Annotated in this window: 22 protein-coding genes; 5 read left to right on the forward strand and 17 right to left on the reverse strand. The window is 66.4% G+C overall.

What is annotated here, in order from left to right; translation table 11 throughout:
* Window positions 1-13: 13 nt before the first annotated feature.
* From AC5P67_RS05515 to AC5P67_RS05525, 3 genes are all read right to left on the reverse strand, one after another.
* Window positions 14-1,237: an efflux RND transporter periplasmic adaptor subunit gene (locus AC5P67_RS05515; RefSeq protein WP_005409110.1), complete on the reverse strand. Its 1,224-nt coding sequence runs from the start codon at window positions 1,235-1,237 to the stop codon at window positions 14-16.
* 91 nt (window positions 1,238-1,328) lie between these two features.
* Complete coding sequence (locus AC5P67_RS05520) at window positions 1,329-2,099, reverse strand: SDR family NAD(P)-dependent oxidoreductase (protein WP_005409109.1); 771 nt, start codon at window positions 2,097-2,099, stop codon at window positions 1,329-1,331.
* On the reverse strand, window positions 2,096-2,323 hold the full coding sequence (locus AC5P67_RS05525; RefSeq protein WP_005409108.1) for a hypothetical protein: 228 nt from the start codon (window positions 2,321-2,323) through the stop codon (window positions 2,096-2,098). The genes AC5P67_RS05520 and AC5P67_RS05525 overlap by 4 nt, the downstream gene beginning before the upstream one ends.
* A gap of 147 nt (window positions 2,324-2,470) precedes the next feature.
* On the opposite strand from AC5P67_RS05525, the gene AC5P67_RS05530 reads away from it, so the two are divergent.
* On the forward strand, window positions 2,471-3,502 hold the full coding sequence (locus tag AC5P67_RS05530) for a LysR family transcriptional regulator (protein WP_005409107.1): 1,032 nt from the start codon (window positions 2,471-2,473) through the stop codon (window positions 3,500-3,502).
* A 179-nt stretch (window positions 3,503-3,681) separates the two neighbouring features.
* Here the strand turns inward: AC5P67_RS05530 and AC5P67_RS05535 are convergent, their stop codons facing one another.
* Both AC5P67_RS05535 and AC5P67_RS05540 read right to left on the reverse strand, forming a co-directional pair.
* Window positions 3,682-4,377: a YiaD family glycine zipper/OmpA-like lipoprotein gene (locus AC5P67_RS05535; RefSeq protein WP_005409106.1), complete on the reverse strand. Its 696-nt coding sequence runs from the start codon at window positions 4,375-4,377 to the stop codon at window positions 3,682-3,684.
* Window positions 4,378-4,516: 139 nt separating this feature from the next.
* On the reverse strand, window positions 4,517-5,932 hold the full coding sequence (locus AC5P67_RS05540; RefSeq protein ID WP_111193347.1) for a cryptochrome/photolyase family protein: 1,416 nt from the start codon (window positions 5,930-5,932) through the stop codon (window positions 4,517-4,519).
* 109 nt (window positions 5,933-6,041) lie between these two features.
* Between AC5P67_RS05540 and AC5P67_RS05545 the strand changes: the two genes are divergently transcribed.
* Window positions 6,042-6,626: an SMI1/KNR4 family protein gene (locus AC5P67_RS05545; protein WP_111193348.1), complete on the forward strand. Its 585-nt coding sequence runs from the start codon at window positions 6,042-6,044 to the stop codon at window positions 6,624-6,626.
* 19 nt (window positions 6,627-6,645) lie between these two features.
* Here the strand turns inward: AC5P67_RS05545 and AC5P67_RS05550 are convergent, their stop codons facing one another.
* Genes AC5P67_RS05550 through AC5P67_RS05565 form a run of 4 tightly spaced genes read right to left on the reverse strand, consistent with a single transcriptional unit; the run spans window position 6,646 to window position 12,287 of the window.
* On the reverse strand, window positions 6,646-7,260 hold the full coding sequence (locus AC5P67_RS05550) for an inorganic diphosphatase (protein ID WP_012479786.1): 615 nt from the start codon (window positions 7,258-7,260) through the stop codon (window positions 6,646-6,648).
* 13 nt (window positions 7,261-7,273) lie between these two features.
* On the reverse strand, window positions 7,274-8,623 hold the full coding sequence (locus AC5P67_RS05555; protein WP_495214441.1) for a purple acid phosphatase family protein: 1,350 nt from the start codon (window positions 8,621-8,623) through the stop codon (window positions 7,274-7,276).
* A 14-nt stretch (window positions 8,624-8,637) separates the two neighbouring features.
* Window positions 8,638-9,723: a phytase gene (locus tag AC5P67_RS05560; protein WP_032966030.1), complete on the reverse strand. Its 1,086-nt coding sequence runs from the start codon at window positions 9,721-9,723 to the stop codon at window positions 8,638-8,640.
* A 29-nt stretch (window positions 9,724-9,752) separates the two neighbouring features.
* Window positions 9,753-12,287, reverse strand: coding sequence for a TonB-dependent receptor (locus tag AC5P67_RS05565; protein WP_194434587.1), 2,535 nt, complete (start codon window positions 12,285-12,287; stop codon window positions 9,753-9,755).
* Between the two features lie 216 nt (window positions 12,288-12,503).
* Between AC5P67_RS05565 and upp the strand changes: the two genes are divergently transcribed.
* Complete coding sequence (gene upp / locus AC5P67_RS05570; RefSeq protein ID WP_005409099.1) at window positions 12,504-13,136, forward strand: uracil phosphoribosyltransferase; 633 nt, start codon at window positions 12,504-12,506, stop codon at window positions 13,134-13,136.
* A gap of 63 nt (window positions 13,137-13,199) precedes the next feature.
* On the opposite strand, the gene AC5P67_RS05575 is transcribed toward upp, so the two are convergent.
* Both AC5P67_RS05575 and AC5P67_RS05580 read right to left on the reverse strand, forming a co-directional pair.
* On the reverse strand, window positions 13,200-13,679 hold the full coding sequence (locus AC5P67_RS05575; protein WP_024956419.1) for an SRPBCC family protein: 480 nt from the start codon (window positions 13,677-13,679) through the stop codon (window positions 13,200-13,202).
* On the reverse strand, window positions 13,660-14,085 hold the full coding sequence (locus AC5P67_RS05580; RefSeq protein WP_223846393.1) for an ArsR/SmtB family transcription factor: 426 nt from the start codon (window positions 14,083-14,085) through the stop codon (window positions 13,660-13,662). The genes AC5P67_RS05575 and AC5P67_RS05580 overlap by 20 nt, the downstream gene beginning before the upstream one ends.
* 60 nt (window positions 14,086-14,145) lie before the next feature.
* Here AC5P67_RS05580 and AC5P67_RS05585 point away from each other — a divergent pair, with 60 nt between their 5' ends.
* A complete protein-coding gene (locus AC5P67_RS05585) occupies window positions 14,146-14,439 on the forward strand; it encodes a PsiF family protein (RefSeq protein WP_005412985.1) in 294 nt (97 codons plus the stop codon).
* A gap of 308 nt (window positions 14,440-14,747) precedes the next feature.
* On the opposite strand, the gene AC5P67_RS05590 is transcribed toward AC5P67_RS05585, so the two are convergent.
* The 6 genes from AC5P67_RS05590 to rsmD form a co-directional block, all read right to left on the reverse strand.
* Window positions 14,748-15,635, reverse strand: coding sequence for an MBL fold metallo-hydrolase (locus tag AC5P67_RS05590; protein WP_005412984.1), 888 nt, complete (start codon window positions 15,633-15,635; stop codon window positions 14,748-14,750).
* A gap of 121 nt (window positions 15,636-15,756) precedes the next feature.
* On the reverse strand, window positions 15,757-17,487 hold the full coding sequence (gene ggt / locus AC5P67_RS05595; RefSeq protein WP_049395944.1) for a gamma-glutamyltransferase: 1,731 nt from the start codon (window positions 17,485-17,487) through the stop codon (window positions 15,757-15,759).
* On the reverse strand, window positions 17,484-17,765 hold the full coding sequence (locus tag AC5P67_RS05600; protein ID WP_004153175.1) for a YfhL family 4Fe-4S dicluster ferredoxin: 282 nt from the start codon (window positions 17,763-17,765) through the stop codon (window positions 17,484-17,486). The genes ggt and AC5P67_RS05600 overlap by 4 nt, the downstream gene beginning before the upstream one ends.
* A 132-nt stretch (window positions 17,766-17,897) precedes the next feature.
* Complete coding sequence (locus tag AC5P67_RS05605) at window positions 17,898-18,389, reverse strand: hypothetical protein (RefSeq protein ID WP_005409092.1); 492 nt, start codon at window positions 18,387-18,389, stop codon at window positions 17,898-17,900.
* Between the two features lie 60 nt (window positions 18,390-18,449).
* Window positions 18,450-18,959 (reverse strand): pantetheine-phosphate adenylyltransferase, encoded by a 510-nt coding sequence (gene coaD / locus AC5P67_RS05610; RefSeq protein WP_005409091.1) that lies wholly within the window; start codon window positions 18,957-18,959, stop codon window positions 18,450-18,452.
* 26 nt (window positions 18,960-18,985) lie between these two features.
* Window positions 18,986-19,582, reverse strand: coding sequence for a 16S rRNA (guanine(966)-N(2))-methyltransferase RsmD (gene rsmD / locus AC5P67_RS05615; RefSeq protein WP_308150307.1), 597 nt, complete (start codon window positions 19,580-19,582; stop codon window positions 18,986-18,988).
* Window positions 19,583-20,210: 628 nt separating this feature from the next.
* Between rsmD and htpG the strand changes: the two genes are divergently transcribed.
* Window positions 20,211-22,103, forward strand: coding sequence for a molecular chaperone HtpG (gene htpG, locus AC5P67_RS05620; protein WP_012479776.1), 1,893 nt, complete (start codon window positions 20,211-20,213; stop codon window positions 22,101-22,103).
* Window positions 22,104-22,147 lie beyond the last annotated feature (44 nt).

A 22,147-nucleotide genomic window follows, 5' to 3' on the forward strand; every position in this document is an offset into this window, starting at 1 on the left:
GCGGGGACGCGGATCAGTGCTTCAGGGCAGCGGTGGCATCGCGGCCCGGTGCCGGCGCCGGCTGTGGCTGCATCGCCACCGCCTTGGCCTGCACCGGCATGCCCGGCATGAAGACCTTCTGCACGCCGTCGATGATCACCTTGTCGCCCGCGGCCAGGCCGTGTTCGACAATGCGCAGGCCATCAGCGGTGCGACCAAGCTGGATGTCGCGGCGCTGGGCCTTGCCATCCTTGTCGACCACGTAGACATACTTGCGGTCCTGGTCGGTCAGCACGGCCTTGTCATCGATCAGCAGCGCCTGGAACTGGCCGCTGCCGAGCAGCTGCACGCGGGCGAACAGGCCCGGCGTGAACTGGCGGTCGGCGTTGTCCAGCAGTGCGCGGACGCGGATGGTGCCGGTGCTGCGGGCGACCTGGTTGTCGAGGAAGTCGACCTTGCCCGAGTGCGGGTAGCCCTCTTCGCCGGACAGGCCAACCTTCACCGGCAGTTCGCTGTCACGCTCGCTCGGGCGCTCGCCCTTGCGTGCCATCTGGGCGTAGCGCAGGAAGGTGCTTTCGTCGGCATCGAAGTAGACAAAGACGGTATCCAGCGAGACCAGCGTGGTCAGCACGCTGGCACTGTCGCCGGCGGTGACCAGGTTGCCGGCGGTGACCATCGCGCGACCGGCACGGCCGTCGATCGGTGCACGCACCTTGGTGAACTCCAGGTTGAGCCGGGCCGCGTCCAGCGCAGCCTGCGCGGCCTGCACGGCGGCACCGGACTGGTCGGCGGCCGCGCGACGCTGTTCGGCGGTCTCGGTGGAGATCGCCTGCTGCTCGGACAGTCGCTTGGCACGCTCGGACTCGCTGCGGGCCAGCGTGGCCTGGGTGCGGGCGCGGGCCAGCTCGGCAGCCGCTCGATCGTACTCGGCCTGGTAGCTGCGCGCGTCGATGGTGAAGAGCACTTCGCCCTTCTTCACTTCCTGGCCTTCGACGTAGTTGACCTTGTCGATGTAGCCGGACACGCGCGGGCGCAGTTCAACGCTCTGCACCGCTTCGACGCGGCCGCTGAATTCGTCCCACTGGCTGACCTGCTTGACCAGTACCGGCGCGGCGCTGACCTGCGGCGGCGGCGGTGCACCGGCTTCTTCGGCGTGGCCGCCGCTGCAGGCCGCAAGCACGGCTGCGGCGAGGATCGACACGCCGACCATCGCAATGCGATGGCCGAAACGATGTGGGGTGGTATTGGGGGAAGTCATGGCATGCATCCGTACGGAGGGGTGGTACAGCTATACGAGAACGTGTTGCAAAAATCGGCGGCGTATCCTGCGACCTCAACCATGGTCGAGGTCAAGCGACGCCTGCGGTATCGCGCCACAAAGGGGGAACTTCCAGGTGCAGCAGGCCGCGCGGCAGTTCGGCATCGCTGCTGTCACAGCGGACGATGGCACGGTTGTCGCGGCAACCATCCAGCAGCGACACAACGCGACGACCCACCAACAGCGAGCTGGGCCACTCGATGCAGGCATTGGCCGCATTGGCCGGGGTGCACACCGGGCTGCAGACTTCCAGCATCTGCGCGCGCACGCCCAGCGCCTGCGCTTCCTGGTGCACGACCTGCGCGTACATGCGCAGCGCGGCGGTGGTGATCGAGGTCTCGCCGTAGCCCGCCCATGGTTTGGCGTTGGCCGGGCTGCCGATCATCACGTAGCGGCGCGCATGCACGTTGTCCTGCAGCAGCGGCAGCAGGTGACGCACCGCGTGCACGTGCGGCATCAGATCGGCCTGCATCGCGCCCATCAGTTCGTCACCGTTGCGGTCGACCACGCGACCGCGGCGGTACGGTCCACCCATTGCGGCGATCACCGCCGCCAACGGGCGCGGGCGCTGCGCGATGCGTTCGGCCAGCGCGCGCGCCGATCCGTCGTCGCTGAGCGACCCCAGCAGCGTCTCCAGGCCCGGCTCGTCAGCGAACTGCTCGTGCAGCGCCGCCAGCCGGCCCGGATCGCGGCCGACAACCAGTACCGGGCTGCCGGCCTCCAGCAGCGCGCCAACCACACCCTGGCCGACGGCACCGGTGCCGCCCAGGACCAGGACTTCAGGCGTCAGCATCCCATTCACGGGACATTTCCTCCCAAATCCGGGATAGTCCCGATTCGGCGCAGGCGGTCACCCTTGTGAGGGGCCAGGCGGATGGCACCGCCACGCTGCTGACGCATGGGCGCGGTAAACTCACGAAAGTCCTTGTGTACCAAGGAACTCGGACGGGCTTCGACGGTCATCGCCAGGTCCAGGGTGTTCTGGCCGGCGTTCCGGAGTCGGGCAAGAATGTTGCGCAGGCTCATGGCGGACGGGCTCCAATTAACGAATGGCGCCACGATAGACCTCAAACCTTTACTTGATTAGTCCTGATTAAGGGGAATAATCATCCCGCTCCCGGTCCAATCGTTCTGTCACGATTGTCCCATCCCCGACGTCCAGGATCCCCGACCATGTCCCACGATCTCAACGAGACGCTGATCTTCGTCAAAGTGGTCGAGCAAGGCAGCTTCATTGCCGCTGCCAAATCGCTCGGCCTGCCCAAGACCACGGTCAGCCGCAAAGTGCAGGAGCTGGAAACGCGCCTGGGCGCGCGCCTGCTGCACCGGACCACGCGCCGCCTCGGCCTGACCGAAGCCGGTTCGATCTACCACGAACATTGCCAGCGCATCGCGCGCGAACTGGAAGAGGCCGAGAGCGCGGTGAGCCAGCTGCAGTCCGGCCCGCGCGGCTGGCTGCGCTTCACCGTGCCCTATTCGATCGGCATCACCTGGATCGCCCCGCTGCTGGGCCAGTTCCATGCGCAGTACCCGGAAATCCGCCTGGACATGCACATGGGCAACGAGAAGCTGGACCTGATTGCAGGTGAAGCGGACCTTGCGCTGCGCGTGGGGGCCCTGCCCGATTCGAACCTGGTCGCGCGCAAGCTGGGCAGCCTGCGCACGCAGGTATTCGCCAGCCCGGCCTACATCGAGCGCTACGGCGAGCCGCTGCATCCGGAAGAGCTGCAGTTCCATCGCATCCTGGCGATGCGCAAGCCGTACCACACCGGAAATTCGCCGCGCTTCACCTGGCAGCTGGGCGAGAACGGCGGCGAGCTGCGTGACTTCCCGGTCACCCCGCTGATGACCGCCAACGACATGTCTGCGTTGAATGGTGCATTGGTCTGTGGCGAAGGCCTGCTGCTGACCGGCGACGTGATGGCCAAGCCGTTCGTTGAATCGGGCATGGTGCGCCGCGTGCTGGCCGGCTGGACCGGCCCGGAAGTGGACTTCAACGCCGTGTTCGCCGGCGGCCGCCTGGTCTCGCCAAAGGTGCGTGCGTTCGTCGACTTCCTGGTCGAAAAGCTCAACTTCGACGCCAATTACATGCTGGCGCAGTGTCCGGGTGCGAAGCTGGCGCAGCAGCAGAAGGAAAAGGAAGACGCCGCACTGGAAAGCAGCGGCAAGCGGATCCTGGAGAAGGTGGCCGCTTCGGCGGCGTAGCCTGCAACAAGAGCGCCTACCCATCTCCTGGTAATTGCCGACCTTGGTCGGCATGGCTTACAGAGGGATGCGCTTTCGGCGTGCCGAGCAACGCTCGGCACCCACAAAAATGCCGCCTGCAAGGGCGGCATTTTCGTTCCGGCCGATGGCCGGACCGGCTCAAGCAGTAACGCTACGCGTTATTGCTTGAGCGGAATCACCCGGATCTCGACGCGGCGGTTCTTGGCGCGGCCGGCGTCGGTGCTGTTGTCGGCAATCGGGTACGACTTGCCGGCGCCCAGCGTTTCGATGCGCACGCTCTGCACGCCCTGGCCGATCAGGTACTGCGCGACCGAGTCGGCACGTTCCTTCGACAGGCGGTTGTTGACCGCATCGCTGCCGATGCTGTCGGTGTGGCCGACCACTTCGATCATGGTCTGGTTGTAGTCACGCAGGGTGCCTGCCACGCCATTGAGCGCGCCGTAGAACTGCGGCTTCAGGGTCGACTTGCCGAAGTCGAAAGTGATGCCGTCCGGCAGGTTCAGCATGATGTTGTCGCCCTGGCGCTGCACATCGATGCCGGTGTTGGCAGTGCGCTCGCGCAGTGCGCGTTCCTGGCGATCCTGGTACTGGCCGACGGCGGCGCCGCTGAGCGCACCGATACCGGCGCCGATCAGGGCATGCTGGCGGCGCTCGGTGGCGCTGTCGCCGGTCAGCAGGCCGGCTGCCACGCCGATGGCGGTACCGATCAGGGCGTTGCGCCCGGTGCGGTTCTGCTGCTCGGTGGGGTTGCCGTACTGGTCACTCTGTACGTAGGAGCCGCCGGTGGCGCAGGCCGACAGGACGGCCGCACTCATCAGGGCCAGTGCGACGTTGCGGGTGGTGTTGCGGATCATGAGGTTCTCCTTGGTTTCCGGTCGGCCGGCGGCCTGCGGGCGCAAAGAGAATAAACAGCCCGATGCGATGCCGGAATGATGATCGGGCTCACCGACAGGGCCGCGTTCAGCTAACTGACCAGATCGCCCAGGTCGCCCTTTACCCCGCCCCCGACTGGCGGTAAGCCGCCAATGCGGCGTCGCGGCCCGCGGCCAGGTCCACCAGCGGCGTACGCGGATAGCCCGGGGCATGTGCCGCCAGCAGCAGCGGATGCTGCCAGGGCGCAAACCGGGCCTTCACCGGCAGCGCGGCCAGTTCGGGCACCCAGCGGCTGATGTACCGTGCCTGCGGATCGAACTTCTCGGCCTGGGTCACGGGGTTGAACACACGGAAGTACGGTGCCGCGTCGGCACCGGTCCCGGCCACCCACTGCCAGCCCATGGTGTTGTTGGCCAGGTCGGCATCGACCAGGGTGTCCCAGAACCAGCGTGCGCCATGCAGCCAGTGCGCGCGCAGGTGCTTGCACAGGTAACTGGCCACGATCATCCGCACCCGGTTGTGCATGTAGCCGGTGTGCCACAGCTCGCGAAGGCCGGCATCGACGATCGGCACGCCGGTGTTGCCGCGCTGCCAGTCGTACAGCTGCGCCTCACTGGGCGTTGCCCATGGGAAGCGATCGAAACGCGGGTTGAGGTTGTCGGTGGGCGTCTTCGGGAAGTGATGCAGCAGGTGGTAGGCGAAGTCACGCCAGCCCAGCTGGCGCAGGTAGCCGTCGATGTCGGCGTCGGTGCCGGCACTACGCAGCCCTTCCAGCGCATGGGCAATCCGCCAGGGTGCGATTTCGCCGAAATGCAGGTGCGGCGACAGCCGCGAGGTCCCGACACGGTCCGGCAGGTCACGCTGCTCGCGATACCCGCGCAGGGCACCGTCTTCAAAGACGGACAGTGCTTCCAGCGCACCGGCTTCACCCGGCTGCCAGTGCTCCCAGAAGCCGGTATCCCAGTCCAGCGTCGGCGCCAGCTGGAGGTCATCCAATGCCAGGCTGTCGGCCGCGTGCGGCGCCAGTGCTTCCGGTGCGGCCTGCAGTGCCGGCAGGCGCCAATGACTGAGCACGTTGCGCCAGTACGGCGTAAATACCTTGTACGGCTGGCCCTGCTGGGTGGCGATGTCCCAAGGCTCGAACAACAGGCTGCCATTGCAGCTCTGCGCATCGATGCCCTGCTCGCGCAGCATGCGCTTGATGGTGGCGTCGCGTGGCTGGGTGGCCGGTTCGTACTTGCGGTTCCAGTACACCGCCTCGGCGCCAGTCTGCGCGATCAGCAACTGCAGGGCCGGCAGGCTGTCACCACTGCGCAGCACCAGCGAGGAACCGCGCGTGCGCAGGTCCGCATCCAGCGCGGCCAGTGAACGGTGGCGCCACGCATCGGAGGCAGCACCCGGCGCCCACTCACCTTCTTCGTGCGGCGCATGGATGTAGACCGGCACCACGTCGTGACCGGCATCCAGCGCGGCCTGCAGGGCCGGATTGTCCTGCAGCCGCAGATCACGGCGGAACCATACCAACGCTACCGACACAGGTACTGCCTTCGTTGTGGAAGGCGCACATGATAGCCAGCGGTGGTGAAGGGGATGCGCGCAGACGCCGTCTGCTAGGCTGCACGGCCGCTACCCGTTGGACTCTGACATGGATGATCTGCACGCCTCATTCGCCCGCTTCGGGCCGCTGCATGCGCAGCACGAGCGTGACTGGCAGGGCCCGTTCCCGCTGCCCACGGCACTGGCGTCGTTCTACGCGCAGGTCGGGCCGCTGGGCGAAGAGATCAATGCCAGGGTTGGCCGCGCCGGCATCACCGTTCCCGGCCTTGATGTCTGGATACCGCCACTGCAGCGCCTGTGGAGCCAGCAGGCCGGCTATCGATGGCATGGCGTCAGCGGCGAACGGATCAACGGCTGGCCATCGAACTGGCTGGTGATTGCCGATCGCGGCGCTGATCCGTTCATCCTCGACCTGGACGACGGCCGTGTGCTGTTCAGCCACCACGGTGCCGGCCTGCTGGATGCCGGCGAGATCACTGCCGATGTGCCGACCTTGATGGCGGCTCTGGCTGCTGCAGGCACGGTGTACCTCGATGCCGGCGATGACCTCTACAACGACGATGACGATGGCGGCATCCGTCCTGAACACCAGGAGGCAGCCGTACAGGCGGTGGCCCGGGTACTGGGCGACCGCCTGCAGGCCGAGTCGTTCATCGAGACGTTGCTGGACTGAATCCAGCCATGGCGTGGATCTATTTTTCGAAGCGCTTCATCGCTTCGCTGATCAGCGTCCGCGCCTCGGCAGCGTTGCCCCAACCGTTGAGCTGCACCGGGTTGCGCCCGGCCGGCAGGTCCTTGTAGACCCGGAAGAACGCTTCGATGCGCTGTCGTTCGATCTCCGGCAGATCGGCCAGGTCGCGGATGTTGGCGTAGGTCGGGTCAACCTTGTCGGTCGGCACGCCGATGATCTTCTCGTCGTGCTCGCCGCCGTCGACCATCTTCAGGTAGCCGATCGGCCGGAAGCGCACGATCACGCCCGGATGCAGGGGTTCACGGGTCAGCACCAGCGCGTCCAGCGGATCGTTGTCGCCAGCCAACGTGCGCGGCATCGAACCGTAGTTGGCCGGATAGGCGACCGGCATCGACTGGAAGCGATCCACATGCACCAGGCCGTCCTCCTTGATCTCGTACTTGGTGAAGCTGCCGGCCGGAATCTCCACCGCCAGGTTCACTTCCTGCGGCGCCTGCTTCGGCTGCGCCACCAGGAACGGGTGCAGCACGCCATCGGCGGCGGCCACCGCGGTCGCGAGCAGGAGCAGGGCCCCGCCGATGGCAGCCATGGGGACAAGACGGTGTACGGTTTTCATCTGAATCTCCTCCTCATTCCCAGCAGCGATCGGCGCGGCCCTTGGCAGTGTGCGCGCGCGGGCAGTCACGCGGCGTGATGCGGCCTTCGGTCAGCTCCGTGCGCTGCTTGCCGCCCTTGGCGTCGCGACGCAGCTCGAAGGCATCGTAGAGTCGCCCGGTCACCGTGCGGGCTTCATAGCGCAGGTGCTGCGGATCGATGTGCAACACCTGGAACAGCTGGGTGTCCTCGGCCACCGGATCCATCGTCCTACGTGCCTCGTCGGAGAGACGGTACTGCTTCGGCCCCGCCACGGTCACCACATACTGCGGCGTCGCGGCCTGTCCTTCACCACGGCGGCCATAGGTGTGATCGTGGCCCTGCAGCACCAGATCGACGTTGTGGCGACGAACCACCGGCAGCAGCACGTCACGCAATGCGCCGTTCTCGCGCCCTTCGCGCGGCGAATAGAACGGCTGGTGCAGCAGCACGAGCGTCCACGGCTGCGGATTGCCGGTCAGTACCTTGTCCAGCCACTGGGCCTGCGCCTTGGCCGTGCCAAGGTCGAGTGCCGACGTGCCATCGACCACGGCGACGCGCACGCCCTGCGCATCGAACCAGTAGCTGGTCTGCTGTGCGGCGGATGCCCCATTGCCCGGCAGCGCGAACGTCACCGGCCAGTGCCTGCCCAGCACGCGGCGTTCCTGCGGAGTGTCCTCGAACTCCTCGACATACTCGTGGTTGCCGATCGCCGGCGCGACCAGGGTTTCCTGCGCCAGCCAACCGGCGGCGGCAAACCATTCGCCCCACTCGCTGTCATCGGCACCATCGCCCCCACTGACCAGATCGCCAGCGAACAGGCTCAGGCGCGCCTCGGGTGCGGCCTTCTGCGCGGCGCGCACCACGCGGCTGACATGGCTCACGTTCTTGTTCTGGGTATCTCCAAAGTACAGCAGGGTCAGCGGCTGGTCGGGCGCAGCCAGCGTGCGCAGCTGGTTCCAGGCGCTCCAGCTGCCGTTGCCCTGCACGCGGTAGACGTACAGGGTATCGGGCCGCAGGCCGCTGACATCAGCGCGGTGGTGGTGCGACAGCCCGTTCTCGGTCTGCAGCGCGCGGGTCGTGGCGCGCACCTGGCGGATGCCCTCGATGGCCGGTGAATCACCGGCAAGGGCAATCTCCAGCAGCGGCGCCTGCACGCTGCCGTCGGTGCGCCAGGCCACGGCGAACCCATGGCCGGGATCGACTGCCGGCGAAGCGACAATGCGGTCCGGCACCGTCGTCGCTGCGTAGTGGCGGCTGCCCGGCGGCACCTGGGTGTTCGCTTCAGCCGCCGCGAAGCACAACGACGGCACCGCCAGCAGCAGGCCCAGCGCCAACGTACGCATCAGGCAACGACCGCTCACGAACCACACTCCAGCGGCAATGCCAACTGCTTGGCGATGCTCTCCCAGTCGAACGCCACCACGCCCTGGTCGTCATGCACCGCATACAACGCGCCGTGCGGGAAGCGCGCGCTGGGCTGCTGCATCATCCAGATGCCATCGGTGTTGGCCACGGTATTGCCCTGGAACGCGCCGACCGGCTTCAGGGTGTGGCGGTCGAACAGGTGGAACACGCTGCGCTGCTTGCCCTGTTCGGTGGTGATCCACCAACCATCCTTGCCGCAGGTGCGCAGGGTTACGCCTTCGGCCTGCGCCTTGAACACGTCGCGGCCGAAGGTGGTGCCGGTGAAACGCCCGGCCAGCGTGTAGACCTTGAACTCGCTGGCGTAGCCCTCGTCCTCTTCGGCGATCAGCAGGCGATCGTTCTCGGGGTCGCCCCAGATCGACTCGACCACGCGCAGGGCACCCGCCTCAGTGGTATCACCGATGCTGGCCACAAGCTTCGCTTCGACCTTCGCGCCATCGCGGGTCACCTGGTACTGGCGCACGCGCTTGTCCAGCTCGGTCAGCGGCGGCAGGATGTCACGGCCCTGTGCATCCTCGCCGTTGTCCCAGGAGTCGGTCACGTAGACGCTGTAGCCATCGGCACGGCGGTCGACCCACAGCCCGTACGGCTTGCGCAGGTCGTCCGCAGCGAAGGTCGCCAGTGGAGTGAAGTCCGGCAGGCTCAGCACCTGCACGCGGTGATTGTCGCGCTCCACGATCCACAGCAGATCGTCGGTCACCGCGATGCCGTTTGGGCGATCGAACTGCCCTGGCGCGGTGCCGCTGCTGCCTACGTCGCGCAGGTGCTGGCCGCTGCTGCCGTCGTAGACCACCAGCTTGTCGGTGGCCTTGGCAGTGGCGATCAGCCAGAGCTTTCCGTCAGGTGCACGCCAGGCGGCAGGCGAATCGATGTTGTCAGCCGGCGTCATCGGTGAAAGGAATGCCTCGGCGATGGTGGTCACCGCACGCTCGTTCGTGGCCTTCGCCCCGGGCTTGGCCACGGCCGGATCATTGCCGTTGGCCGGCGTGCAGCCGGCCACCAACGTCACGGCCAGCATGGTGGCCAGCAGGGTGATGCGAGGCCCGCTCACAGTGCCACCTTCAGGCCCAGTGCGTAGGTGCGGCCATATTCTTCCATCTGCAGGGTGCGCGAGCGCGTGCCCTGGTACAGTTCCAGCGGCTTGTCCAGCAGGTTCTGTGCCTCGAAATACATGCTCACGCGCGGAGTGAACCTGTAGTCAAGCGAGAAGTCGAGCTGGGTGTTCGGCGCTACGTAGATGTCGAAGGCACGGCCGGCACCAAGGGTATCCAGGTACTCGCTGCGGTGTACGGCTGCCACGCGGGTGCTCAGGCCGTACTTCTCATAGCCGATGTGCGCGCTGTACACGTTCTTCGAGGCGCGCGGCAGGGTGAAGTCCTCACCGGCGCGCTTGGCCAGGCCCGGGTCGAAATCAGTGTCCAGCCAGGTGCCGCTGGCACCCACCAGCAGGCCATCCCAGCCAGCCGGGAGGAACGACAGCTGCTGCTGCCAGTTGAACTCGGCGCCACGCACCTTGGCCTTGTCGCCATTGACCGAGGTCACCACCGGCAGGCCGTCGTAGATGCCGTCGGCGCCGGCCTGGCGGACCTGCACGATGTAGCCGTCGATCGACTTGTGGAACACGCCCAGCGAGAGGATGCCGCTTTCGCCGATGTACTTCTCCACCGACAGGTCGATGTTGGTCGACTCGTACGGATCCAGCTCCGGGTTGCCCAGGCGCACTTCATTGTCGTTGCGGGCCAGGCCGATGCGCGGCGAGGCATCGCCGAAGCCCGGGCGCGCCACCGTCTTGTTGGCGGCGAAGCGGAACACCCAGTCGTCGCTGGCGTCGTAACGCAGGTGCAGGCCCGGCAGTACGTTGTTGTAGCTCTTGCTGGCGGTGACCCGGGTCGCGGTGTAGGAGCGCCCGTCCTTGGCCACGTCCACGCGATTGCCTGTGGCGCTGAAGCGGGTGTTCTCCACACGCACGCCGCCGATCACGCGCAGCGCACCGATGTCCCAGGTGCCCATCGCATAGCTGGCGAACACGTCTTCGCGCGCGGTGTAGTCGCCTTCCAGAGACGTCGCGGCGTTGCCACCGACATCCTGCGGACGCGCGCTGTATTCGCCACCGTGCTGCGACCAGTAGCTGCGCATCGCCGATGAGTCCATGCCCTGCCCCATCGGGCCGTGGCGATGTTCCGGCGAGCCGGTCGTCCAGTCACTGAGCTTGATCGCCGGACCCACGCGCAGCGACGCCTCATCGACATTCACGTCACGGTCGCGCCAGCGCCCGAGCAGGCCGAACTTGTAGCTGCTGTTGTCGCCGTCGAAGCGGATATTGACCTGCGCGCTGCGCTCCTCGTCGTCCACCTTCTTCGGCTTGGCCACCACACGGTCGAACTTGTAGTTGGCGTTGTCCAGCCACTGGTCGTTGTCGAAGGTGTAGGCGGGCAGGCGACTGCGCTGGTCCAGCGTGCCATTGAAGGCCTTGCCGTTGAGCTTGAAGCGCGATTCGATCTCGTCGTCCACGCGTTCTTCGGTGCGGGTATAGCCGATCTTGTAGTCCAGTACCGCGTCGGTCAGCTTGTTCTCGCCACCCAGGCTGGCGGCGAAGGTGTTCTCTTCCTTGGTCCGGTAGCGCATGCGCTTGTCGATCGAATCCTTCGGCATGCCGGCAAGTCGATACTGGTCGGTGCCGGTGGCGATCATGTCGGCGCTGTTGAAGTTGAAGATCACGCGCTGGCGGGTTTCGGCATCGTCGAACTGGCTGTACAGCGTGCGCAGGTAGTAACGGCTGTCCTCGTTCGGGCGCCAGTCGAAATTGAGGTTGGCGCCGATGCGCTTGCGCTCGATCTCGTACTTGCGGTTCTGCAGGTTCAGCGCGGTGATTTCGCCCGGGCGGGTGGTGGTCGGATCCTTGTTCCCGCTGACATCACCGTACTCCACTTCGCTGTTGTCCGATTCGAACGTCCGCTTCTGGTAGTTCACGCCGGCGGCGATGCCGAAGGTGTCGTTGAACACTTCGCTGTAGTTGAAAGCGGCCTTCGGGCTGGTCTCGCCCGAAAGCTGCTGGTGGCTGCCTTCGATCTTGCCACGCAGGCTGCGGCCCTCGCGGTCGAACGCCGAGGCGGTCTCGACCAGGATCGCGCCGCCAATGGCGTCGCCCGGCATGTCCGGGGTCGGTGATTTGACCACGCGCAGGCGCTCGGTCGAATCGGACGGGATCACGTCCATCGGTGCGGCGCGGCTGGAGTTGTCCGGTGTGCCGATGGCGATGCCGTCGACGCTGACGCTGTTGAGGTTGGCATCCAGTCCGCGCACGACCACGTAGCGGCCCTCGCCCTGGTCGCGCGTCACGCTGATGCCCGGCAGGCGTTGCAGCGACTCGGCCACGTTCTTGTCCGGGTACTGGCCCAGCGCGTCGGACGACACCGCATCCTCGATGGCGTTGCTGCTGCGCTTGAGGTCCACCGCGCGGATCTGCGATTCAAGCTGGGCGCGCACTTCAATGCGGTCCAGGTCGACCGCATCGGCGGCCACTGCACCGGTGGCGGCGACCGCCTGCTGCCCGGCGGCCTGCAGTGGTGCAGCAGCCCCCATCGCCAGGGTCAGGGTGATGGCAACGGCCAACGGAGTCTTGATATGCACTGGGAATCCCCATTCCTGTTAAGAATGGGTCTGCACGGTATGTCCGCAAGGTTGCATGGCAATGACATGCATCTGCACATTTCATGCGGGCCGTCTCCGGCCCCGGTTTGGGGTTGGGCGCCCAATCCGGCAAAATGGCGTCCTCTCTCCTTATCCCCCTTCCCGACCATGAAGATCGTCGAAGTGCGCCACCCGCTGGTGCAGCACAAGATCGGCCTGATGCGCAACGCTGCGCTCAGCACCAAGGATTTCCGCGAACTGGCCAACGAGCTCGGCACGCTGCTGGCCTACGAGGCCACCGCCGACCTGGACACCGAGCCGCACACCCTGCCCGGCTGGGCCGGTCCGGTCACCGTGCAGCGCATCGCCGGCGCCAAGATCACCGTGGTGCCGATCCTGCGCGCCGGCCTGGGCATGCTCAGCGGCGTGCTGTCGCTGATCCCGGCGGCACGCGTCAGCGTGGTCGGCCTGCAGCGCGATGAGGAAACGCTGCAGCCGGTGCCCTACTTCGAGCGCCTGACCGGCCGCCTGGAAGAACGCGACGCGCTGATCCTGGACCCGATGCTGGCCACCGGCGGCACCCTGATCGCCACGATCGACATGCTCAAGCGTGCCGGCGCCCGCCGCATCAAGGGCATCTTCCTGGTGGCCGCGCCGGAAGGCATCGAAGCAGTCAAGGCCGTGCATCCGGACGTGGAAATCTACACCGCGGCCATCGATGCCCAGCTCAACGACAAGGGCTACATCCTGCCCGGCCTGGGCGATGCCGGTGACCGCATCTTCGGTACCCGCGTCGGCTGAGCCGCCGAACCGGGGTCGGATCCCTTTCGCAGAAAGGGCTCTGACCCCACCCCGGATGCCGGCCTACAGGCCGGCCGCGAACGCTTCCAGCTGGCCGATGACGGTGTTCCAGCCGTCGAAGAAGCCCATCTGCTCATGCTGGTCGCGCAGGGCCTTGTCCGGGTGCATCACCTGCGCGGTGTAACGACAGCCCTGGCCCTCATCCTCCATCGAGATGATGGCGGTGAAGCCCAGCCACGGTGACTGCGGCCGCCAGCCCGGGCCCAGCATCGAGGTGAACACCAGACGCTGCTGCGGCACGATCTCCAGAAAGCTGCCCGGGTTGTCACTGCTGCCGCCGTCGGGGCCCTGCATGAAGGTGTGGAAGGCGCCGCCCGGGCGCAGGTCGAAGGCACGCACTTCGGTGGACCACGGCTTCGGGCACCACCACTGGCGCAGCAGCTCCGGGTCGGTCCACGCCCGCCACAGGGCGGCGCGCGGTGCGTTCAGTACGCGACTGATGACCAGATCGGTCTCGGGGTTGTTACCTGCGTCTACGGCCATGGGCCTGCTCCTGTCGGTGAAGGGTTTCGACAAACTCGACCATGCGGTCGGCGCGCGTTTCCCATATGGCACGTTGTTCGGCCAGCCATTGCTCGGCCTGGCCCAACCGTTCCGGCACCAGTTCGCAGGTGCGCACACGCCCCTGCTTGCGGCTGCGCACCACGCCACTGCGCTCCAGCACGGCCAGATGCTTCATCAGCGAGGGCAAGGCCATCTCAAAAGGCTCGGCCAAGGTCGACACCGTGCGCGGCCCCTGCCCCAGCGCCGCCACGATCGCGCATCGGGTGGGGTCGGCCAGTGCCTGGAACACGTCTTGAATGGCGGGATCATACTTACCCATATGGCTAATTAATACGCCGATCTGAATGCCCCTGCAAGCGGTCGCTGCCGAGGCACGATTCTTCACGTGGCGTTGCTGCCTGCAGGCCAATGCTCCGCGCACCCGCCACCGCCTGGAGTGCTCTCGATGAAAGCTTCTTTCCTGCTGGCCGCTGTCCTGCTGGTCGGCCTGCCCCTGGCTGCCAATGCCACCACGCCGCAGCAGCAGCGCATGGCCGACTGCTCGGCCAAGAACAAGGGCTTGAAGGGTGACGCCTACAAGACCGCGCAGAGTTCCTGCCTCAGTGGCCACGCTGCCGAAGCCAAGCCGGCCAACGCGCAACAGGAACGCATGCGCAAGTGCAACGCTGACGCGGGTGCCAAGAAGCTGGCCGGTGACGCGCGCAAGACCTTCATGAGCAGCTGCCTGAAGGCGTCGTAGCATCGCTCGTCCAGTTCAATCGAATGGGGGCAGAGCCCGTTGCACAGCAATGGCATTCGACCCCATTTGAATATCGATATCTGACAGATGTGCCGACCAACGGTCGGCACCCACCAATAGCCACCGGCCACCTGTCAGAGGTGGGGGCGGTGTGGGTGGGCAGGCGCCGTGGATGGCGCCATCGAGCCCCCATGGATGGGTTTACGGCGTGTCCTGACCACCCACACCGCCCCGCCATCCCACGGAATGCCGTTCTTGATCTTGCTTCGGCTTCTGCAGGTGCAGGGAACAGCCCTGCCGAACACCCGTCACCCCAGCGCGCGCGCCTTCAATTCACCCTGCTCGTGCAGGGTCACGAAACGCCCCTTGTCATCGCGACCCAGCTGCGCCAGCGCCACCTGCGGGTCGTGGGTGAAAAACAGATGCACGTTGCGCGCCAGCTTGTCCTCAAGGAACTGCCGCTTCTCGTCGATCAGGAGCTCGGCATTGCGGTCGTAGCCCATGGTGATCGGCACGTGTACCCATGAGCGCCCCGGGATCAGGTCGGCACAGAACACCACCCCGCCGTGCGCATCTTCGCCGGCGTGCGCGTGGCCGACGATCTCGGCCAGCATCAACCCCGGCGTGTGGCCATCGCTGTAGCTGAAGCGAACGCTGCGACCCAGAACCTTCGAATACTCGCCGTCCACTACTTCCAGGCGACCGCTGGCCTGCAGCAGGCCAGGCAGCTCCGGAATGAAGCTGGCACGGTCGCGCGGATGCGGCTGCATGGCGCGCTGCCAATGCTGCGCACCGACCACATAGGTCGCATTGGGGAACAGCAGTTCCGGCTCACGCCCTTCGCTCCATGCCGCCAGCAGGCCACCGGCATGATCGAAATGCAGGTGGCTGAGCACGACGACATCAATGTCCTCGTGCTCGAAACCTGCTTCGCGCAACGAATCGATCAGTACGTGCTGGCTTTCCTGCACGCCATAGCGCTCACGCATGCGCGGATCGAAGAACGCCCCGATACCGGTTTCAAACAGCACGGTCTTGCCTTCCAGCGGGCTGGCAAGCAGCGCACGGCAGGCCAGCTCGATGCGATTGAGCTCGTCCGGTGCCGCCCATTTTTCCCACAACGCGCGCGGCGCGTTGCCGAACATCGCGCCGCCGTCGAGGCGCTGCGAGTTTCCACGAATAGACCAGAGTTTCATGTGTCGATTATCGGCGCCGGCTCGTTAAATAATCGCTAGAAAGGAAACAGAAAACCCCGCCGTCAAGGGCGGGGTTTTCGGTAAACAGCCAGATTGGCGGCCAGCGGCCGGCACGACCGGATCAGCGTGCCGGCACGACCAGGGCGCTGCCCACCGGGTTGCGCGGGTCGCTGCCGCCAAACAGCTTGTTGGCCTTCCGGTCCCATTCCACGGTCTGCAGGTTGCCCCACACGTGGCTGGACCCGCGGCCCCCGGCGGCCACATTGCCCGGCAGGTCGATCTTGTGACCCATCGCCTGCAGCTGCTTCACCGTGGCCGCGTCGAATGCATCGTCCTCGGCTTCGATCAGGTCCGGCAGCCACTGGTGGTGATAGCGCGGCAGCGCGGCAACCTGCTGCGCGTCCAGGCCGGCGTCGTAGCCGAGGATGCCCAGCAGCACCATGGTGATGATGCGGCTGCCACCCGGGGTGCCCAGCACCACCACCTTGTCGGCGTTCTCCATGAAGGTCGGGGTCATCGAGCTGAGCATGCGCTTGCCCGCCTTCGGCGCATTGGCCTCGTAGCCCATCACGCCGAACGCGTTGGGCGTGCCCGGCTTCAGCGCGAAGTCGTCCATCTCGTTGTTCAGCAGCACGCCGGTGCCCTTCGGAATCAGCCCCGAGCCGTACAGCAGGTTGACGGTCTGGGTCGCGCCGACCCGGTTGCCGTCACGGTCGATGATCGAGAAGTGCGTGGTCTCGTCGTCTTCCAGCGGCGTCGGGTTGCCCGACAGCAGGTCGCTGGGCGTGGCCTTCTCCGGATGGATGGTCGCCCGCAGGCCCTGTGCGTAGTCCTTGCTGGTCAGCACTTTCTGCGGGATCTGCACGAAGTCCGGATCGCCGAGGAAGAAGGTGCGGTCGCGGTAGGCACGGCGCATCGACTCCACCACCAGGTGGGTGCGGTGCGCCGGGTCCATCTTGTTGATGTCCCAGCCTTCCAGGATCTGCAGCATGCTGGCCAGCGCGATGCCACCGGACGACGGCGGCGGAGCGGTGGTGATCTTCCAGCCGTTGTAGTTGAACACGATCGGTTCGCGCTGCTTCACGCGATAGCCGGCCAGCTCTTCAGCGGTCCACTGGCCGCCGGCCTGCTTCACGCCGGCCAGCAACAGCTTTCCGGTCTGGCCCTTGTAGAAGCCATCGAAGCCACCTGCGGCCAAGCGCTCCAGCGTCTGTGCCAGCTCCGGCTGCTTGAACAGGTCACCGCTGGTGATCGGCTTGCCGTTGCGCAGGTAGACCTCACGGGTGCCGGGATAGCGCTCCATCACCTCACGGCGAGAGGCATAGCCCTTGGCCATGCGGTCGTAGACCGGGAAGCCTTCGCGCGCGATGCGGATCGCCGGCTGCAGCGATGCAGACAGCGGCAGCTTGCCGTGCCTGGCCGACAGCTCGACCAGCGCCGCAGGCAGGCCCGGAATACCGGCCGACCACGCACCGTTGACCGAGCGGTCACGGTCGAGGTTGCCCTGCTTGTCGAGGAAGGCCTGCGGCGTTGCCGCGGCCGGCGCGGTCTCGCGCGCGTCCAGCATCACGTCCTTGCCGGTGGCCGCGTCGTGCAGCAGGAAGAAGCCACCGCCACCCAGCCCGGAACTGATCGGCTCGACCACCGCCAGCGTGGACGATACCGCCACCGCGGCGTCGAAGGCGTTGCCGCCCTGCGCCAGGATGTCGATGCCGGCCTGGGTGGCCAGCGCGTGGCCGCTGGCAATGGCCGCGCCGTCGGGGCGCTCGGCACGGGCCGGGCTGTCGGCCCAGGCGATCGGGCTCAGCAGCAGGCCGAGCAGCAACAGGGGGCGGACGATCAGCGTCTTCATTCGGATGGGGGCTCCGCATAGAGTTCGGGGTGATCGTGCTGCAGCTGGCGCAGCTTGGCCAGCAGCTGGTCTTCCGTTTCCACGATCTCCGGGTCCGGATCGATGCACTCGACCGGGCAGACGACCACGCACTGTGGCTCGTCGAAATGACCCACGCATTCGGTGCAGCGCGCAGGGTCGATCACGTAGATGGTTTCACCCATCGCAATGGCCTGGTTCGGGCAGGCCGGCTCGCATACGTCGCAGTTGACGCAGAGCTCGTTGATTTTCAGCGACACGGCGATACTCCTCGCCCGCGCCCTGGGACAAAGGACCGGCCAGCGCGGGCGCGCGGGCCGGTCAGGTCATCGGCGGCGCCCTTGCAGGACGCCGCCCGGGCCATGCCGGAGCATGGCCGCCATGGCTCGGTATTACTTGGCTTCGACGAAAATGTACTCGGCACCGGTCGGCTGGATGGCAGCCTGCACGCGGGCGTTGTCGGCCGACTGGCCGATGAAGACGACACGCACGCCCTTCATCGAATCCGGCGACACGTCCTTGAACACGGCCTGGATCATGTCAGCCATCTTGCCCGAGGCCGACGAACCGAAGGCCAGCATGTTGCCCGGCTGCACGCCACGGGCCACGGCCTGGGTCGCGCTCTCGGTCTGGCGCTCGTACTTGGCCTGGAAGTCCGGGTCCGATTCCGGCGAGAGGTAGTACAGGAACGGGCTGTTGGTGATATTGCCCATGTTCTGGATGGCCACTTCCTGCAGGTACTTCTTCCAGCCTGCATCATCATCCTTGGCCGGGGCGACCAGAGCCTGCTTGGCCTCGTCGACCGGAGCGGCCTCTTCCTTCTTGCAGGCGGTGAAGGCCAGGGCCAACGAAGCGATCAGCATCGCGCGCATGGTGGTGTTCATGGGTTTCCTCCCGGAATGGTGCGTGGTGTTGTACGTAATGGGGTGCGGGTACAGCGGGGCTTACGACTGTGCCGCCTTCGCTTCGCGGACCTTGCGCAGGGCTTCGAGCACCGCGGCCGGCACGAAGCCGGACACGTCGCCGCCCAGGCGCGCGATCTCGCGGACCAGCGAGGACGAAATGAAGCTGTGCTGCTCGGCCGGGGTCAGGAACAGGGTCTCGACCTCGGGGATCAGGTGGCGGTTCATGCTGGCCATCTGGAACTCGTACTCGAAGTCGGACACCGCGCGCAGGCCGCGCAGCAGCACCCCACCCTGGACCGAACGGACGAAATGGGCCAGCAGGGTGTCGAAGCCGATGACCTCGACGTTGCCATGGTGGCCGAGTGCGCCACGCGCCAGCTGCACGCGCTGCTCCAGCGGTAGCGCCGGGCCCTTGGACGGGCTCTGCGCCACGCCCACCACGACCTTTTCAAACAGCGGCGCGGCCCGGCTGACCAGGTCGATATGACCGTTGGTGATCGGGTCGAACGTGCCGGGATAGACGGCAATGCGGCGGTTGGCCACGGTCATGGGCGGATGCAGATGTTCAGATGAGGTCAAAGTGTAGCAGTGGCGCGGCGGTACAGGGCAAAGCGCACCTCGCGGGTGCCGCCCTCGCGGTGCAGCAGCCAGTCCGGCGGCAGCACCGGCACGTGGCCGGCCGGCGATTCCAGGTACAGCCAGGCATCGGCGGCCAAGTGCCGCGGCAGCTGCGCCAGCACGTCCTGCCACAGGCCATCGGCGAACGGCGGGTCGATGAAGACCAGATCGGCCTGCTGCGCGGGCGCGCCCTGCAGCCAGCGCAGGGCATCGGCCTGCACCACGGTGATCTGGTCGGCGGCCTGGAGCTTGGCCACGGCCGCGGTCAGGTTGCGTCCCAGCTGCGCGTCGCGCTCGACCAGGGTGGCGTGGGCGGCACCGCGCGAGACCGCCTCCAGGCCCAGCGCGCCACTGCCGGCGAACAGGTCCAGCACCCGCGCGCCGCCCAGTCTGGGCATCAACCAGTTGAAAAGGGTCTCGCGCACGCGGTCACTGCTGGGCCGCAGCCCCGGCAGGGTCGGCACCGGCAGGCGGGTATTGCGCCAGCGACCGCCGATGATGCGGACCTGGCCGTCATTGCTCCCACGGCCGCTCACAGGCGCCCCCGGCGGGATGTATTCAAGAAATTCAGCATGAGCGGGATTGTAGTCGTCCGGGCGGCGCCCGGAACCCGCAGAGACCGAAGCAACAGCCAGAGCAACGGCAAAAGCTGGTTCCCTGTGGGTAGGCGGGGTGGGCCAGGTTGTGGGGGACGCCGTAAACCCGTCCATGGGGGCTTGGCCGCGGCATCCATGCCGCGGACACCCCCACAACCTGCCCCACCCCGCCTTCGACAGTTTCCTGCGATCTGCCGGAAGGTCTCTTGGGGTCAGATCCGTTTTCCTGCGGAAAACGGATCTGACCCCATTTGATGTATCGATATCTGACAGATGTGTCGACCAAGGTCGACACCTGCCAACAGCCGCGTGAACCTGTCAGAGGCGGGGCGGTGTGGGTTGGCAGGACCGTTGGCGCCATGGATGGCGCCATCGAGCCCCCAGGGACGGGTTTACGGCGTGTCCTGCCAACCCACACCGCCCCGCCATCCCACGGATAGCCCGCTGTTGCTGTTGCTGTTGCTTCGGCCTCTGCAGGTGCAGGGCTGCAAGCCCTGCCGACCAACCCCTTGATTTCGGGACAATCAGCCATACCCCTTGGCGAGGCCGCACGCGCTGGCGCGGCATTGCACATGGAGCCCTATCGATGACCGAGACCACCCAGACCGAAACCCTTGGCTTCCAGACCGAAGTCAAGCAGCTGCTGCAGCTGATGATCCACTCGCTGTACTCCAACAAGGAGATCTTCCTGCGCGAGCTGGTCTCCAACGCCGCTGACGCTGCCGACAAGCTGCGCTTCGAAGCCCTGACCCAGCCGGCCCTGCTTGAAGGTGACAGCGAGCTGCGCGTGCGCGTCAGCTTCGACTCCGCCGCCCACACCATCACCATCGAAGACAACGGCATCGGCATGAGCCGCGCCGAGGCCATTGCCCACCTCGGCACGATCGCCAAGTCCGGCACCGGCGATTTCCTGCGCCAGCTGTCCGGCGACCAGAAAAAGGATTCGCAGCTTATCGGCCAGTTCGGCGTCGGCTTCTACAGTGCCTTCATCGTTGCAGACCAAGTGGAAGTGACCTCGCGCCGCGCCGGCCTGGCTGCAGGCGAAGGCGTGCGCTGGACCTCGCGCGGCGAAGGCGATTTCGAAGTGGCCACCATCGACAAGGCCGAGCGCGGCACCCGCATCGTGCTGCACCTGAAGGACGGCGAGCACGACTTCGCCGATGGCTGGCGCCTGCGCGGCATCCTCAAGAAGTATTCGGACCATATCGGCCTGCCGATCCAGATGCCGAAGGAAGGTGGCGAAGAAGGCGCCGCGGTCGAATGGGAAACCGTCAATCGCGCCAGCGCGCTGTGGACCCGCCCGCGCACCGAGATCAGCGACGCCGAGTACACCGAGTTCTACAAGCACGTGGCACACGACCACAGCGATCCGCTGGCATGGAGCCACAACAAGGTCGAAGGCAAGCTGGAATACACCTCGCTGCTGTACGTGCCCGGCCGCGCGCCGTTCGACCTGTATCACCGCGATGCCCCCAAGGGCCTGAAGCTGTACGTGCAGCGCGTGTTCGTGATGGACCAGGCCGAGCAGTTCCTGCCGCTGTACCTGCGCTTCATCAAGGGCGTGGTCGATTCCAACGACCTGTCGCTGAACGTCTCGCGCGAGATCCTGCAGTCCGGCCCGGTCATCGATTCGATGAAGGCCGCGCTGACCAAGCGCTCGCTGGACATGCTGGAAAAGCTGGCCACAGACAAGCCGGAGCAGTACGCCACGTTCTGGAAGGAATTCGGCCAGGTGCTGAAGGAAGGCCCGGCCGAGGACTACAACAACCGCGAGAAGGTGGCCGGCCTGCTGCGCTTCGCCTCCACACGTGGCGACGGCGATGCGCAGAACGTGTCGCTGGCTGACTACCTCGGCCGCATGGCCGAAGGCCAGGACAAGATCTACTACCTGACCGGCGAGAGCTACAGCCAGGTGCGCAACAGCCCGCACCTGGAAGTGTTCCGCAAGAAGGGCGTGGAAGTGCTGCTGCTGACCGACCGCATCGACGAGTGGCTGATGGGCTACCTGACCGATTTCGACGGCAAGGGCTTCGTCGACATCGCCCGCGGCGACCTCGACCTGGGCGCGCTGGAAACCGAAGCGGACAAGCAGGAACAGGAAGCAGCGGCCAAGGACAAGCAGGGCCTGGTCGAGCGACTGAAGACGGTGCTGGGCGATGACGTGGCCGACGTGCGCGTCTCGCACCGCCTGACCGATTCGCCGGCGGTGCTGGCCATCGGCGAACAGGACCTGGGCCTGCAGATGCGCCAGATCCTGGAAGCCAGCGGGCAGAAGGTGCCGGACAGCAAGCCGGTGCTGGAGATCAACCCGGGCCATCCGCTGATCGCCAAGCTGGATGCTGAAGCCGATGGCGCGCGTTTCGACGATCTGGGCCGGGTGCTGTTCGACCAGGCTGCATTGGCCGCCGGCGACAGCCTGAAGGATCCGGGCGCCTATGTGGCGCGCCTGAACAAGCTGCTGCTGGAGCTGTCGGCCTGATCGACAAGGTGGTCGCCGGGCATGGCCCGGCGATGCTCTGGTAG

It is taken from the genome of Stenotrophomonas sp. YJH_SMC_21 (assembly GCF_059369555.1).

Bases quoted from the DNA above. Each gene is read 5' to 3' on its own strand.
- AC5P67_RS05515 (WP_005409110.1), bottom strand. From the start codon at position 1,237: ATGACTTCCCCCAATACCACCCCACATCGTTTCGGCCATCGCATTGCG.
- AC5P67_RS05525 (WP_005409108.1), bottom strand. From the start codon at position 2,323: ATGAGCCTGCGCAACATTCTTGCCCGACTCCGGAACGCCGGCCAGAAC.
- AC5P67_RS05530 (WP_005409107.1), top strand. From the start codon at position 2,471: ATGTCCCACGATCTCAACGAGACGCTGATCTTCGTCAAAGTGGTCGAG.
- AC5P67_RS05535 (WP_005409106.1), bottom strand. From the start codon at position 4,377: ATGATCCGCAACACCACCCGCAACGTCGCACTGGCCCTGATGAGTGCG.
- AC5P67_RS05545 (WP_111193348.1), top strand. From the start codon at position 6,042: ATGGATGATCTGCACGCCTCATTCGCCCGCTTCGGGCCGCTGCATGCG.
- AC5P67_RS05550 (WP_012479786.1), bottom strand. From the start codon at position 7,260: ATGAAAACCGTACACCGTCTTGTCCCCATGGCTGCCATCGGCGGGGCC.
- AC5P67_RS05555 (WP_495214441.1), bottom strand. From the start codon at position 8,623: ATGCGTACGTTGGCGCTGGGCCTGCTGCTGGCGGTGCCGTCGTTGTGC.
- AC5P67_RS05560 (WP_032966030.1), bottom strand. From the start codon at position 9,723: ATGCTGGCCGTGACGTTGGTGGCCGGCTGCACGCCGGCCAACGGCAAT.
- AC5P67_RS05565 (WP_194434587.1), bottom strand. From the start codon at position 12,287: ATGGGGGCTGCTGCACCACTGCAGGCCGCCGGGCAGCAGGCGGTCGCC.
- upp (WP_005409099.1), top strand. From the start codon at position 12,504: ATGAAGATCGTCGAAGTGCGCCACCCGCTGGTGCAGCACAAGATCGGC.
- AC5P67_RS05575 (WP_024956419.1), bottom strand. From the start codon at position 13,679: ATGGCCGTAGACGCAGGTAACAACCCCGAGACCGATCTGGTCATCAGT.
- AC5P67_RS05585 (WP_005412985.1), top strand. From the start codon at position 14,146: ATGAAAGCTTCTTTCCTGCTGGCCGCTGTCCTGCTGGTCGGCCTGCCC.
- AC5P67_RS05590 (WP_005412984.1), bottom strand. From the start codon at position 15,635: ATGAAACTCTGGTCTATTCGTGGAAACTCGCAGCGCCTCGACGGCGGC.
- ggt (WP_049395944.1), bottom strand. From the start codon at position 17,487: ATGAAGACGCTGATCGTCCGCCCCCTGTTGCTGCTCGGCCTGCTGCTG.
- AC5P67_RS05605 (WP_005409092.1), bottom strand. From the start codon at position 18,389: ATGAACACCACCATGCGCGCGATGCTGATCGCTTCGTTGGCCCTGGCC.
- coaD (WP_005409091.1), bottom strand. From the start codon at position 18,959: ATGACCGTGGCCAACCGCCGCATTGCCGTCTATCCCGGCACGTTCGAC.
- htpG (WP_012479776.1), top strand. From the start codon at position 20,211: ATGACCGAGACCACCCAGACCGAAACCCTTGGCTTCCAGACCGAAGTC.